Below are 12,244 nucleotides of genomic sequence, written 5' to 3'. Positions count from 1 at the left end.
GCGGGGCGCAGGTTTTGCACGCCTGTTTCGGCGATGGCGCCGCGCCATCCTCGCCCTTGATGGGCGAGGGGGACCGCGCGGAACGCGCGGTGGAGTGGGTGGGGGCGAGGTGTTCGCAAGCGATCCGATACCGGGATTCACCCCTTCCACCACCGCTTCGCGGCGGTCCCCCTTCCCCATCAAGGGGAAGGATGACGGTTTCACCGGCCCGGCCTCTCCCTCGCCCACGACACGCCTGATCTGGCCCGCCCCTAATCAAGCCGCATCGCCTCCGCGATCAGGTCTTCGGAGGAGACGTCTTCCAGAATGCTTTCATGGCCCTCGCCATAGACCGGTTCCTTGCCGATCTCGAGCATGACGGGCACGGCGAGCGGGGAGATGCGGTCCAGATCGACATGTTCGATATGGCCCCGGATGCGGGCCAGGGCGGTGCCGAGACGGTGGATGTCCAGGAGGCCCGTGCCGGCATCGGCCCAGGCGGCCTTGAGGAGAATGTGGTCGGGCTCGTGCTCGCGCAGCACATTGTAGATCAGGTCGGTGGAGATGGTGACCTGGCGGCCGGTCTTTTCCTGGCCGGGAAAGCGGCGCTCGATCAGGCCGGCAATGACGGCGCAATTCCTGAACGTGCGCATCATCAGCTGGCTTTCCGCCAGCCAGGCATCGAGATCGTCGCCCATCATGTCCTCGGCGAACAGGGCGTCGAGATCGACCCCTGACAGGTCGCGCAGCCCCCAGACCGAGAGCGCGTATTCATTGGCGACGAAGCCCATGGGGCGAAGCCGCATGCGCTCCAGCCTTCGGGTGAGCAGCATGCCCAGCGTCTGGTGCGCCAGCCGCCCCTCGAACGGGTAGCAGACAAGATAGTAGCGGCCGGCGCGCGGAAAGGTCTCCACCAGCAGGCCGTCGGCCCGGGGCAGGCGCGAGCGCCGCTTCTGCAGCTCCAGCCAGTCACGCACCTGGTCCGGCAGGGCGTGCCATTTGCCCGGATCCTGAACCATGTCGCGCACCCGGGCGGCCAGATAGGTGGAGAGCGGGAATTTTCCGCCCTGGTAGGAGGGGATGCGCGGATCGGTATCGCTGGAGCGGGTGACGCGCGCGGTCATCTCCTCGATCCCCTCGAAGCGCAGCACCTGGCCGGCGAACAGGAAGGTGTCGCCGGGCACGAGCTGTTCCAGGAACCATTCCTCGATCTGGCCGAGTTTGAAGCCGCCACGCCCTTTCGAGGAGACGACGACGTCGAGCATGGGCGCCTCGACAATGGTGCCGACATTGAGCCGGTGGCGCTGGGCGATCTGCGGCGTACGCACGGTCCAGCGCCCGTCCCTGCGCCTGACGAGACGGCGAAAGCGCTCATAGGTCTTCAGCGCGTAGCCGCCCGTGGCGGTGAAATCGAGCAGTTTGTCGAAGGTCTCGCGATCGAGCTCGGCATAGGGCGCCGCGCTGCGGATCTCGTCATAGAGTTCGTCTTCGTCGAAGGGTTCGCCGCAGCCGCGGCCCATGATGTGCTGGGCCAGCACGTCCAGCGCGCCGGCCTTCAGCGGCTCGCCATCGAGCGCATTGGCCGCCACCGCTTCACGGGCGGCCTGGCATTCCAGATGCTCGAACCGGTTGGCCGGCGCCAGCAGGGCTTTCGAGGGCGCGTCCAGCCGGTGGTTGGAACGGCCCAGACGCTGGATCAGGCGCGAGGAGCCTTTCGGCGCCCCCATCTGGACGACGAGATCGACATCGCCCCAGTCGATGCCCAGATCGAGCGTCGAGGTGCACACCACCGCCTTGAGCCTGCCGGCCGACATGGCCGCCTCGACCTTGCGGCGCTGTTCCGGCGAGAGCGAGCCATGGTGCAGGGCGATGGGCAGGTTGTCGGCATTGATGTTCCAGAGCTCCTGGAAGGTCATCTCGGCCTGGGAGCGGGTGTTGACGAAAACCAGCGCCATCTTCGCGGCCTTGATGCGCTGATAGACGTCGGCCATGGCGTGACGGCCGGAATGGCCGGCCCAGGGAATGCGCTCGCCGGGATCGAGGATTTCCACCTCCGGCCGGGCACCGGCCTGGCCGCGCACGATGCGGGCAAAGCGGGGCGCCTCTCCCGCCTGCGGCGTCAGCCAGCGCGCCAGCCCGCCCTCATCGGCCACCGTCGCGGACAGGCCGGCCCGCCGCACATCCGGCGCCCATTGTGCAATCGCCGCGAGCCCCAGACTGAGGAGGTCGCCGCGCTTTTGCGGCGCGATGGCGTGGATCTCGTCGATGACGATGCGCCTGAGGTCGCGGAAGAAGGCTTCGGCATTCGCCGTGGCGCAGAACAGGGCGAGCTGTTCAGGCGTGGTGAGCAGGATGTCCGGCGGGTGGGCGCGCTGGCGCTGGCGTTTGGACGGCGAGGTGTCGCCGGTGCGGGTCTCGATGCGGATATCCAGCCCCATCTCGCTGACCGGCGTCATGAGATTGCGCGCCACATCGACCGAGAGCGCCTTCAAGGGCGATATATAGAGCGTGTGCAGACGGTGCGGGCGCTGCTTGCCGGGACGCTGCGAGACGGTCTCCGCAAGCTCGATCAGGCTGGGCAGGAAACCGCCCAGCGTCTTGCCGCCGCCGGTGGGCGCGATCAGCAGGGCATCCTCGCCGGCCTGCGCTGCGGCGATCATCTCCAGCTGGTGCGCACGCGCCGCCCAGCCGCGGCTGGCGAACCAGTCGGCGAAGCGGGCGGGAAGGAGGACGGGGCCTTGCATATCGGGCATGAGGGTTCGCTGGCGCTTCGGGCGACAAGGTGTATGCGGCCGACCACCCAAACCGTCACCCTGACGAAGGTCAGGGCCCAGTTCGCAAGGCCGCCTTGAGCCAAAACTGGCCCGATTCAGCTTTAGGACCTGGGTCCCGGCTTTCGCCGGGATGATGGTATATGAGGCGTCGAATTCCTGGATCGGTGATCTAGCGCATTGCAGACGCCTGCGCGAGCCGCGAGGCGGAACATCCGGCGGGGGACAAATCCGCAGAGCGTCCCCCTGCAAAGCCTGCCCCGTTTTCGCCATGCTTGCAGGCGTAGAGTAAGGCAGCGAGGGATTTGGGACCATGACGGCTTCCGTCATCGATCGGTTTGTGGCGCTGGACAGCGCCTTCCGCGAGCATGCACGCCGCGGCGAACGCATGTATGCACGCTTTGCGGCCCTGTCGGGCCTGTCGAGCGATGTGCCGCCTGAATTGCTGGTCTCCCGCGCCATCGCCATCCGCGACGAACTCAATGCGGGCCTGGGTGCGTGGAAGGAGCCGGGCAAGTCGATGCGCCTGGTCTTCGCCGCCGCGCTCGCCGCCGCCGGCCGTACGGCACCGCACTTCTTCGACACGCGCGGCGCGCTGAACCGCCGCCGCAAGGAACGCGGCGGACGCGGTCTCAATCATGGCGGCTCCTGCGCGGCGCTGGCCCTGGTGTCCGCCGGTGGCCTGCCGCACCATGTCGACGCTTTCTACGACATTCTCGAAGCCATCGCCGCGCCCTGGTGGCGCCGCGACAGTGCGCGCGAGGAAATGGTCGCCGCCATCTTTGCCGCCATGGGCGAGATGCCGCACGAGGCGCTGGAGCGGCTCGACACGGCCCGGCAGGCCCTGCGCACCGCCGGCGTGCCGAAAAGCCATGCCGAGGCGGCTGCCTGCGAGATCGCCTTTTTCGACTTCGACCCGTCCGCCATCGCCCCGGCCTGGACCACGCTGAACACCGCGGTGCGCGGCCGTTCGAGCCTGCGTCACGGCATCGGCAAGACCGGGCTGGCCGTGCTGGCCGCTCACGGCGATGGCCGCGCCACGGCCGATGCGCTCGTCGCCAGCTTTGAAGCCGTGCGTGCGCTCCGGCCGAAACCGTCCGGCGATGTGGCGGCGAAGCTCGCCATGCGCCTGGCCCAGGCCCAGACCGGCGAGACCGCACCGATTGCCGCCGCACGGGATCTCGCCGCCATCCTGGCGGCGCAGGCCGCGATGATCGCCGCTGTAACCGCCTCCACCTCGGCCGCCGTCGTCGCGGCCAGCTGACAGGCCCGCCCGCTGCCCGCTGCAACCGCATTCCCCTCTTCCCCCAAGGGTGATAGGAGCGAATACGGAACGATCTGCAAGCGGAGAGCGAGAGCATGAACGTCGAAGAATTCGTCAATCCGGAAACCATGGCGGTTCTCGCCGAGCGCGCTATCGCTGCCGGCACGAATCTTGTCCTGGCCATCCTGATCCTGATCATCGGCTTCACCGTGGCCGGCATGGTGAAGGGCGGCGTGCGCAAGGCGGTCGGGCGGTCGCGGCGCATGGACGCGACGCTGGCGGGCTTTTTCTCGTCGATCGCCTATTACGCCGTCATCGCCGTCGTCCTGATCGCGGTCCTGGCCCGCTTCGGCGTGCAGACCGCCAGCCTGGTGGCTGCGCTCGGTGCCGTGACCCTGGCGATCGGTCTGGCAATGCAGGGGACACTGTCGAACATTGCCGCCGGCGTGATGATCATCGCCTTCCGCCCCTATTCGGTCGGTGACTGGGTTGAGGTCGCCGGCGTGTCGGGCAGCGTGAAGGACGTCAATCTCTTCACCACAGAACTGGCGACAGCAGACAACAAGAAGATCATCATCCCCAACGGCCAGGCCTGGGGCAACATCATCACCAACTACTCCTCCAACCCGACCCGGCGCGTCGATTTCACCTTCTCGATCGATTATTCCGACGATATCGACAAGGCGATGGACGTGATCAAGTCGACGCTGGGCGCCGATGCGCGCATCCACAAGGATCCGGAAATCTTCACCGCGGTCGCAGCCCATGGCTCGTCCTCGGTGGATATCGTGACGCGGGTCTGGGTCGATACGGGCGACTATTGGGGTGTGCATTTCGACGCCATGAAGAGCGTCAAGGAAGCCTTCGACAAGAACGGCATTTCCATCCCCTACCCGCACCAGGTCAATGTCGAGAAGAAAGACTGACCGGCCTCTGGCAATCGGGGTCAAAGCGGCCCCGATTGCGCCGCATTTGGACGTAGAGTGAGCCCATGAGCGAGAATTCGACACCGCAGCGCCGCAGCTTCGTGCAGCGCCTTGTCAGAATGTCCACCGCAGACATCCTGCGCCTGGTCTTCCTGTGCGTCCTTGCCGGCTTCCTGCTGGCCGCGCTCAACGTCAATCCGCGCGATCTGTGGGTCGATTTCTTCGGCACGCTGGCCGAGAGCTGGGGCCGCTTCATCCGCTTCATCACGGAGAGTGCCGGCTGGGCCATCGAATACTTCCTGCTTGGCGCCGTTCTGGTGATCCCGATCTGGATCGTATTCCGCCTCCTGCGCACGCTCGGCCGCGAATAGCGCCCTGAAATCAACCACCTGTTAACCGGTTTGTTTTGCGACTTGGCAAGATTGACTTGCTAGGACCGGGCGCATGAACGCTGCAGCCCACGATATTCTCGGCATCGACATGACGTCGAGCGAACCGGCCGCGCCGCCCTCCAGGGGACGGCCGCTCCTGCTGCAGTCCAACCCGTTCCTGCGGTCCATCCTGATCTCGCTGATGCGCGATGCCGGTTCGACGGACGTGCTGGTCGCACGTTGTGCCGACAGCGCCCTGGCCGTGATGAACCAGAGCCTGCCCAGCATGATCGTTTCCGACTGGAACGATCAGGAAGAGGCATCGGAGGACCGGTTGCGCCTGGTCAGACGGATCCGCGAGAGCGAAAGCGTCCTCTACCGCCGCACCCCGATCATCATGGTCTCGCAGCCGCGTTCGCGCCGCGAGATCGAGACGGCGCGCGATGCCGGCGTGACCGAGTTCATCATCACGCCCATCGCCCCGGTCACCCTGCAGACGCGTATCCGCTCGCTCTATGACGCGCCGCGCGAATTCGTCGCCTCGCCGCGCTTCAACGGGCCGGATCGCCGGCGCCGCAAGCGCCATGCTGCGGGCCCGAGCTACAAGCGGACGGCCGATGTCGATGCCGGTCTGACGACGCCGATGGCCGCCGCCCGTGCCGCCGCCGTGGCGCTGGTCAACGAGACCCAGCTCAGCGGCGATCCGCTTGCCGTGCGGGTCGGGCGGTCGCTGCAGCGCTTCATCTCCCATATTCGCGACTACACCTCCGTCGAGGCCGAGGTCGCCAACATGCACCGGGCTGCACTGGCGCAGCTGACGCGGATGGCGGAAGACGGCAATCCGCTGCGCGAGCCGGTGGTGACCGGTCTGGAACAGGTGGTCGACAAGCGGATGCAGCGCTGACGCTCCGGGCCGGGACCTTCCCGCTGTGAAAACAAGTCTGGCAGACCGCACGCCCCTGCCGTATCACCGGACAAACCGGATACGGAACCGCCATGGACGACGATATTCAGCACCGCCTCGACACGATCGCTCCGCTGATCGTGGACGGATCTCCCCACGCCGTGGCGCTGGGCTTCCGCATCGACCGTCTGACGCCGGGCAAGGCCGCGATGAGCGCCCCCTACAGCGAAGCCCTGATCGGCGATCCCGAGACCGGCACCTTGCACGGCGGCGTGATCACTGCCCTCCTGGACCATGTATGCGGCATGGCCGCCTTCGGCGGGCTGGGCGCCAGGGATACGCCGGCGACGCTGGACCTGCGGATCGACTATATGCGCCCCGCCAAACCGGGACAGGACATTCATGCAGAGGCGGAATGCCTGAAATCGCACGGGCTTGTCGCCTTCGTGCGCGCCACGGCCCATGACGGCGACATCGCGGATCCGGTCGCCATCGCCCAGGCCGCCTTCATGATTACCCGCGCCTCCAAGGCCGCCCAGGAGCGCGCCATGAAAGCCATGCGCGGGGAGCATCCGCTGTGAGCCGCGCCCTGCTCGACACGCTGATGACAGCGCCCTATGTCGCCCGCTTCGGCGTGCGCCTGGAAGTGAAGGGCACCGAGCTGACCGGTGTCCTGCCGTTTGACAATGACCTGGTCGGCAATCCGCTCATCCCGGCGCTGCATGGGGGCGCTGTGGGAGCCTTTCTGGAGATCGTGGCGTCGGGCTCGCTATTGCTCAGCCAGCCACTGCAAAAGCTGCCCAAGCCGATCGATGTCGCCATCGACTACCTGCGCCCGGCGCGGGCCCAGGATGTCTATGCCCGGGCGATCGTCGCACGCTCCGGCCGCCGGGTGGCCAATGTCCGCGCAGAGGCGTGGCAGGGCCGTACCGACGCACCGGTCGCGACCCTGCACGGCCATTTCCTGATCACACCGGAAAGCAGCGATCCCGCACCAGTCCAGCGCTGACGCGGATCCATCCGGACATGCAAGACAGGCTTCGATGACGGCGCCATGTCACCCGACACAGCGCTTCCGCATGGCGGGCCTGCACGCGTGAGGCGCGATCTGTCACGCCCCTGAGACGCAGCTGCGCGAAGAGGACGCCGCGCCGGCAATCGCCTGCGCCTGGCCCCGAACCGACCCGTCCTGGAGACCCCACATGATCCGCGTTCTGCTCGCCGCCGCCCTTCTGACCGCCTCTGCCGCCCCGGCTTTCGCCAACGACACCCGTACTGTCGAGATCCGTTACGATGTCCGCGATCTGACCCGCCCGGAAGGTATCCGGGAGCTCGAAGCCCGTATCGCCGACGCCGCTGAACATGTCTGCGAACTGGACTCGCGCCGCCTGTCCGACCGCCAGGCCGAACGCCGCTGCGAAGCCGAAACCATCGCCGAAGCGCTGGCCTCGGTGCGTGCCAAGGCCGGCGAGCCGGCCCTGCGTCCGGCATCGGCCGAAGCCTCTGCGAACTAAGGCCGTTTGCGGAAAGCGGGCCGCTTCGTGCGGCTCGCTTTTTGGCCTTCAGACCGCCCCGGCACGGCCGACGTTCTCATTACCGCGACGACAGTTTGTGAACACGAGCTTGCGCAGTTTTAGGACGCAGGTCACCGAGCGGTCAGATGCCAATTGCGACCATCCTCCTGCGGCATGTGGTTCACAAGGGGTGAGCCAGCCGTGCCAAGGGAGGTTTCCACCATGCTCGCTCGCATACTTGTTTCCGTATCGGTCGTCCTGGCCGCCGGCTCCGCAGCCTGGACCGACGACGATGACCATCGTTCGCAGGTCATCACCGTCCGTCCGTTCGAGCTGGCCGATCCAGTCGCGCGCGAAGAACTCCAGGTCCGGATCGAAAATGCAATTGAATCCGTCTGTCGCTTCAGCGGCCAGCGCGATCTTGCCAGCCTGAACAATCGGCGGCGGTGCCGGACCGAAACGCGGGAAAGTGTCGAATCCCAGCTCGGCTTCCCGATCGCGGAACTGAAAGACCGGCACCTTGACCGGCAGCTCGCCCTTCACCTGACCTCCCACTGACCCTGTCAGTGATCGACTCGTGCTGGGGCTCGCACGGTCCGTCACCGGGCGGAAGAAGAAACAAAGGGATACCGTCGCCCGGCAACAGGTCATACAATTTTGTATATATAATCAACACGACACAGGGTTATTTTCTTCTGGCATTCAATTTTTCCAATTTTATATGACCTCTGCGAGCATTCATATTTGAATGTCGTTTTCACGGAGGCCCCAATGCCCAGATTTTCCCCTACCGCCACGGCGCTGACCCTGCTTTGCGCACCCGCGTCACACGCCCTTGCACCACCCCCGTCCATAGAGATCACGGTCGACCATCGCGAGCTCGCCGATCCGGACAGGCTGTCCGCCCTGCAATCGCAAATCCGCAATGCCGCAAGACGCGTCTGCCGCGAATATGTCATCGGCGACCTGCTGCGGACCTACACCCTGCATGACTGCATCGAGGCCACGACAGCACAGGCCATGAACCAGCTCGAGGCGCTGAGAGCCGCCAACTAGGCCGAACCCACGACACCCCGCAGCGACCAAGCGCTCATGCATCATTGAATTGCTGCGCTGCATCATTTTTCGCTGCATCGCCGTGGACAATCGCCATGAGCGCAATAATGTCTAGTCCATCAGCCCCATTCATACGCGCATAGCGCTATCCCGACTGGAGTTCCTTCATGACCCGCATCGCCATCGCCGCCCTTGCCATCACCCTCGCAGCGCCCGCCGCTTTTGCTTCGCAGCCGGTGTCCGGCATCGCCATTGAGGTCACCGATGCCGACCTGAACGACGCCGCCCGCCTCGCCCGGATTGAAACCCGCATCGGCGAAGCTGCCGAACAGGTGTGCCGCGAACAGGTCATGTCCGACCTGCTGCGCGCCTACACGCTGCGTGACTGCATCGAAGCCACCACCGAACACGCCATGGCCCAGCTGGATGCCCGCCGCGGCGTCACCGCCCTGGCGGCAGCCGAAAACCAGGTCGCCAGCTCCGAACACTAGGCGGCCCGTTCGTTGCCCGGCCCCTCCCGGCCGGGCAACGCCATTTCCCGCGAAAGACGTTTCCCTCACGCCGGAAACACGCTAGGTGCCCGGCATGTCGATCGCGCCCCTCACCCGCACCGATGTTCTCAAACGCGCCTGGCCACTGGTCTTTGCCAATGCGGCCGTACCGCTGGCCGGCGTTACCGATACCTTCGTTCTCGGCCTGTCCGGAGAGACCGCCGATCTGGGCGGCGTCGCTCTGGGCGGCGCGATCTTCTCGGTCTTCTACTGGAGCTTCTATTTCCTGCGCATGGGCACGACCGGGCTGACCGCCCAGGCCGACGGCGCAGGCGATACTGCCGAAACCCAGCGCATCCTGATACGGGCTTTCGCCATCGCCGGCCTGCTGGGCCTCGCACTCTTCATCCTGCGTGACATGATCGCCTGGGGCGGTTTCGCCGTTCTCCAGGGCACGGCCCACGTCGAGGAGAAGGGGGCTCACTACCTGCTCGCCCGGGCCTGGGGCGCACCGGCGGCCCTGGGCGCCTTCGCGCTGTCCGGCTGGCTGATCGGGCTGGGCCGCAACGGCGCCACGCTGGCCCTCTACGTCGTTTTCTCACTGACCAATATCGGACTGGACCTCTGGTTCGTCCTGGGGCTTGGCTATGGTCCCGGCGGTGTTGGCGCCGCAACGGCGATTGCCGAATGGGTCGGTCTTGCCGTCGGCCTGGTCTTCGTGGCGCTGGCACTGCGGCAGCAGGGCGGCTGGGCCGAGGGCGCAACCGGCCGCGCCCGCCTGATGGAGCCGGGCGCGCTGCGCGAGATGTTCCAGGTCAATATCAATCTGATGATCCGCACCTGGTCGCTGGTGATCGGCTTTACCTGGTTCGCCAATGCGGGGGCCCGCCAGGGCACGGCGCCGCTGGCCGGCAATCACGTCCTCCTGCAGATCATCTCGCTGTGGGCTTTCGTGCTGGATGCCTTTGCCTTCGTGGCCGAAGCCGAGGCCGGGCGCGCCTTCGGACGCAGATCCCTGCCTGCCCTGCGCCGGGCGGTACGCCTGACCGGCGAGCCCATGTTCGCCGCGGGCGCGGTGTTTGCGGTCGCGACTTTCCTGTTCGGCGCCGATGCGCTGGCCCTGGTGATCGAGGATGCGGACACACTCGCCGCCGCCCAGGCCTATCTGCCCTGGTGTGCCATAGTGCCCTTCCTGGGCGCCGGCGCCTGGCTGATGGACGGGGTGTTCATCGGCACGACAAGCGGCAGGATCCTGCGCAATGCCGGCCTGGCCGCGGTTGCCGTCTACCTGGCCGCCGATGCGATCCTGTCGCCGATGTTCGCCAATCACGGCGTCTGGGCCGCTTTCCTGATCTTCTACGTGGCGCGCGGCGCCACACTCGCTGCTGCCTATCCGGCGCTGGAGCGCCGGCTTCAGCCTGCGCCGACAGCCTCGGACACCGAAGCGAAGCCGTCGGCCTGAAGCCGCTCGACCAGGCCGGCCTTGATCTGCTGCACCAGGCCGGGTCCGTGATAGACCAGCCCGGTATAGAGCTGGATCGCGTTGGCGCCCGCGCGGATCTTGGCATAGGCCGCTTCGGCACTGTCGACACCGCCCACACCGATGATCGCGAGATCCGGCCCCGCTGCCTCGCGGAACAGGCGCACCAGCTGTGTCGAGCGCTCGAAGATCGGCGGCCCCGACAACCCACCGGCTTCGCCGATATTCGCGCTTTTCAGGCTTTCCGGACGCAGGATGGAGGTGTTGGAGACAATCACCCCATCCAGACCGTGTCGCGCGACGGCCTCGACCATCACTCCGGCCTCGCTGTCATCGATATCCGGCGCCACTTTCAGGAAGACCGGCGCCGAGCTGCCGACGGCTGCCACTGCATGAAGAAGTTCGTCCAGCGCGCCGGACGACTGCAGCGTGCGCAGGCCGGGCGTGTTCGGCGAGGAGACATTGACCGTGAAGAATTGCGCCAGCCCCTGCAGCGCCTCCAGACAGGTCACATAGTCGGGAATGCGGTTCTCGCTGTCGAGATTGGCGCCGATATTGACGCCGACGACACCGCCCCGGCGGGCGCGGCGGGCCAGATTGCTGCGAAAGCGCGCCAGCCCCTGATTGGGAAAGCCCATGCGGTTTATCACCGCCTGGTCATCCTCGAGCCGGAAAATGCGCGGGCGCGGCTTTCCGTCCTGCGGCCGCGGCGTGACAGCGCCGCACTCCACAAAGCCGAACCCCATGGCGAGCAGCGCGTCCGGCGCTTCGGCATTCTTGTCGAAGCCGGCCGCAAGACCGACCGGATTGGGCAGGTCGATCCCCGCAAGGCGGGTCGCCAGGCGCGGATCGTCCGCGCCGCGCTGCCGCGGTCCCAGTCCCGCCTTGAGACCGAGAATGCCCAGCCTGTGGGCACGCTCCGGATCCAGCCCTTTCAGCCAGTGTGTCGCCCTGTCGTGCAGCATCAGTCTCGCTCCAGCTCGGCGGGCAGCACCCAGTCGCCCTCGTCATTGCGGCGCACATGACGCAGGCCCCGCACCGCACTGGCCGGGATGTCGCCATAGACATGCGGGAAGAGCGCGCCGCCGCGCGACTTTTCCCACTTCACCGTATCGCCCAGCGCCTCCAGATCGATCTCGACCAGGAGCAGCCGCTCATGCTCGTTATAGTGCTTGACCAGCGTGCCCTCGACCTGGTCGGCGGCAGACAGGTGGATGAAACCGTCAGCGACGTCGTGGGGGTCGCCGGAAAAGACGCCCTCCATCATGACGGCGGCCCAGCGTTCGGGCACGGCGAGTCGGTATGCGGTTTTCGGTGTCATGCCTGACGGGGTAGCCCTGCCCGCCAGACGTGGCAAGGCCGGGCGGCAATTGCGATCCGGTTCCCAGATGCTATATTGGGAATTGGAGTGGGGACAGGCCTCCCGGCCCGCCCCCGTTTCCTCAGGCTATGATGAAGACCCGGATTCGAACGTGCCAGCTCGTCCGG

Annotated in this window: 14 protein-coding genes; 11 read left to right on the top strand and 3 right to left on the bottom strand. The window is 66.5% G+C overall.

Annotated features, from left to right (window positions below; genetic code table 11):
- Positions 1 to 251: 251 nt before the first annotated feature.
- Positions 252 to 2,732 (bottom strand): ligase-associated DNA damage response DEXH box helicase, encoded by a 2,481-nt coding sequence (locus PKE71_RS08185; protein ID WP_271186467.1) that lies wholly within the window; start codon positions 2,730 to 2,732, stop codon positions 252 to 254.
- 331 nt (positions 2,733 to 3,063) lie between these two features.
- Here PKE71_RS08185 and PKE71_RS08180 point away from each other — a divergent pair, with 331 nt between their 5' ends.
- The 11 genes from PKE71_RS08180 to PKE71_RS08130 all read left to right on the top strand — a co-directional run bounded on the left by PKE71_RS08180 (position 3,064) and on the right by PKE71_RS08130 (position 10,738).
- The gene (locus PKE71_RS08180) at positions 3,064 to 4,014 is read left to right on the top strand and encodes a hypothetical protein (protein WP_271186466.1); all 951 of its coding nucleotides are present in this window, start codon (positions 3,064 to 3,066) and stop codon (positions 4,012 to 4,014) included.
- 95 nt (positions 4,015 to 4,109) lie between these two features.
- On the top strand, positions 4,110 to 4,940 hold the full coding sequence (locus PKE71_RS08175; protein WP_271186465.1) for a mechanosensitive ion channel family protein: 831 nt from the start codon (positions 4,110 to 4,112) through the stop codon (positions 4,938 to 4,940).
- Positions 4,941 to 5,005: 65 nt separating this feature from the next.
- A complete protein-coding gene (locus PKE71_RS08170; RefSeq protein ID WP_271186464.1) occupies positions 5,006 to 5,311 on the top strand; it encodes a DUF6460 domain-containing protein in 306 nt (101 codons plus the stop codon).
- Positions 5,312 to 5,384: 73 nt separating this feature from the next.
- Positions 5,385 to 6,215: a response regulator gene (locus PKE71_RS08165; protein ID WP_271186463.1), complete on the top strand. Its 831-nt coding sequence runs from the start codon at positions 5,385 to 5,387 to the stop codon at positions 6,213 to 6,215.
- A 92-nt stretch (positions 6,216 to 6,307) separates the two neighbouring features.
- On the top strand, positions 6,308 to 6,796 hold the full coding sequence (locus tag PKE71_RS08160; protein ID WP_271186462.1) for a PaaI family thioesterase: 489 nt from the start codon (positions 6,308 to 6,310) through the stop codon (positions 6,794 to 6,796).
- The gene (locus PKE71_RS08155; protein WP_271186461.1) at positions 6,793 to 7,224 is read left to right on the top strand and encodes a PaaI family thioesterase; all 432 of its coding nucleotides are present in this window, start codon (positions 6,793 to 6,795) and stop codon (positions 7,222 to 7,224) included. The genes PKE71_RS08160 and PKE71_RS08155 overlap by 4 nt, the downstream gene beginning before the upstream one ends.
- Before the next feature lie 193 nt (positions 7,225 to 7,417).
- Positions 7,418 to 7,729 carry a UrcA family protein gene (locus PKE71_RS08150; RefSeq protein ID WP_271186460.1) on the top strand — a complete coding sequence of 104 codons (312 nt, stop codon included), beginning with the start codon at positions 7,418 to 7,420 and terminating at the stop codon, positions 7,727 to 7,729.
- A 174-nt stretch (positions 7,730 to 7,903) separates the two neighbouring features.
- Positions 7,904 to 8,287 carry a UrcA family protein gene (locus PKE71_RS17640; RefSeq protein ID WP_373878799.1) on the top strand — a complete coding sequence of 128 codons (384 nt, stop codon included), beginning with the start codon at positions 7,904 to 7,906 and terminating at the stop codon, positions 8,285 to 8,287.
- Between the two features lie 213 nt (positions 8,288 to 8,500).
- A complete protein-coding gene (locus PKE71_RS08140; RefSeq protein ID WP_271186458.1) occupies positions 8,501 to 8,785 on the top strand; it encodes a UrcA family protein in 285 nt (94 codons plus the stop codon).
- Between the two features lie 167 nt (positions 8,786 to 8,952).
- A complete protein-coding gene (locus tag PKE71_RS08135) occupies positions 8,953 to 9,276 on the top strand; it encodes a UrcA family protein (RefSeq protein WP_271186457.1) in 324 nt (107 codons plus the stop codon).
- A 94-nt stretch (positions 9,277 to 9,370) separates the two neighbouring features.
- On the top strand, positions 9,371 to 10,738 hold the full coding sequence (locus PKE71_RS08130; protein ID WP_271186456.1) for an MATE family efflux transporter: 1,368 nt from the start codon (positions 9,371 to 9,373) through the stop codon (positions 10,736 to 10,738).
- Here the strand turns inward: PKE71_RS08130 and PKE71_RS08125 are convergent.
- Together PKE71_RS08125 and PKE71_RS08120 are read right to left on the bottom strand one after the other, a co-directional pair.
- Entirely contained in the window at positions 10,690 to 11,724 is a 1,035-nt protein-coding gene (locus PKE71_RS08125; RefSeq protein ID WP_373878802.1) for a quinone-dependent dihydroorotate dehydrogenase, read from the bottom strand. The genes PKE71_RS08130 and PKE71_RS08125 overlap by 49 nt on opposite strands.
- Positions 11,721 to 12,077 (bottom strand): DUF952 domain-containing protein, encoded by a 357-nt coding sequence (locus tag PKE71_RS08120; RefSeq protein ID WP_271186454.1) that lies wholly within the window; start codon positions 12,075 to 12,077, stop codon positions 11,721 to 11,723. The genes PKE71_RS08125 and PKE71_RS08120 overlap by 4 nt, the downstream gene beginning before the upstream one ends.
- Between the last annotated feature and the right edge of the window lie 167 nt (positions 12,078 to 12,244).

It is taken from the genome of Maricaulis virginensis (genome assembly GCF_027922185.1).
GTDB lineage: Bacteria > Pseudomonadota > Alphaproteobacteria > Caulobacterales > Maricaulaceae > Maricaulis > Maricaulis virginensis.
This window is presented reverse-complemented; position numbering and strand designations above follow the sequence as displayed.

What these genes read in the sequence shown, in the direction of transcription:
- PKE71_RS08185 (WP_271186467.1), bottom strand. Translation starts at nt 2,732, where the DNA reads ATGCCCGATATGCAAGGCCCCGTCCTCCTTCCCGCCCGCTTCGCCGAC.
- PKE71_RS08180 (WP_271186466.1), top strand. Translation starts at nt 3,064, where the DNA reads ATGACGGCTTCCGTCATCGATCGGTTTGTGGCGCTGGACAGCGCCTTC.
- PKE71_RS08175 (WP_271186465.1), top strand. Translation starts at nt 4,110, where the DNA reads ATGAACGTCGAAGAATTCGTCAATCCGGAAACCATGGCGGTTCTCGCC.
- PKE71_RS08170 (WP_271186464.1), top strand. Translation starts at nt 5,006, where the DNA reads ATGAGCGAGAATTCGACACCGCAGCGCCGCAGCTTCGTGCAGCGCCTT.
- PKE71_RS08165 (WP_271186463.1), top strand. Translation starts at nt 5,385, where the DNA reads ATGAACGCTGCAGCCCACGATATTCTCGGCATCGACATGACGTCGAGC.
- PKE71_RS08160 (WP_271186462.1), top strand. Translation starts at nt 6,308, where the DNA reads ATGGACGACGATATTCAGCACCGCCTCGACACGATCGCTCCGCTGATC.
- PKE71_RS08150 (WP_271186460.1), top strand. Translation starts at nt 7,418, where the DNA reads ATGATCCGCGTTCTGCTCGCCGCCGCCCTTCTGACCGCCTCTGCCGCC.
- PKE71_RS17640 (WP_373878799.1), top strand. Translation starts at nt 7,904, where the DNA reads ATGTGGTTCACAAGGGGTGAGCCAGCCGTGCCAAGGGAGGTTTCCACC.
- PKE71_RS08140 (WP_271186458.1), top strand. Translation starts at nt 8,501, where the DNA reads ATGCCCAGATTTTCCCCTACCGCCACGGCGCTGACCCTGCTTTGCGCA.
- PKE71_RS08135 (WP_271186457.1), top strand. Translation starts at nt 8,953, where the DNA reads ATGACCCGCATCGCCATCGCCGCCCTTGCCATCACCCTCGCAGCGCCC.
- PKE71_RS08130 (WP_271186456.1), top strand. Translation starts at nt 9,371, where the DNA reads ATGTCGATCGCGCCCCTCACCCGCACCGATGTTCTCAAACGCGCCTGG.
- PKE71_RS08120 (WP_271186454.1), bottom strand. Translation starts at nt 12,077, where the DNA reads ATGACACCGAAAACCGCATACCGACTCGCCGTGCCCGAACGCTGGGCC.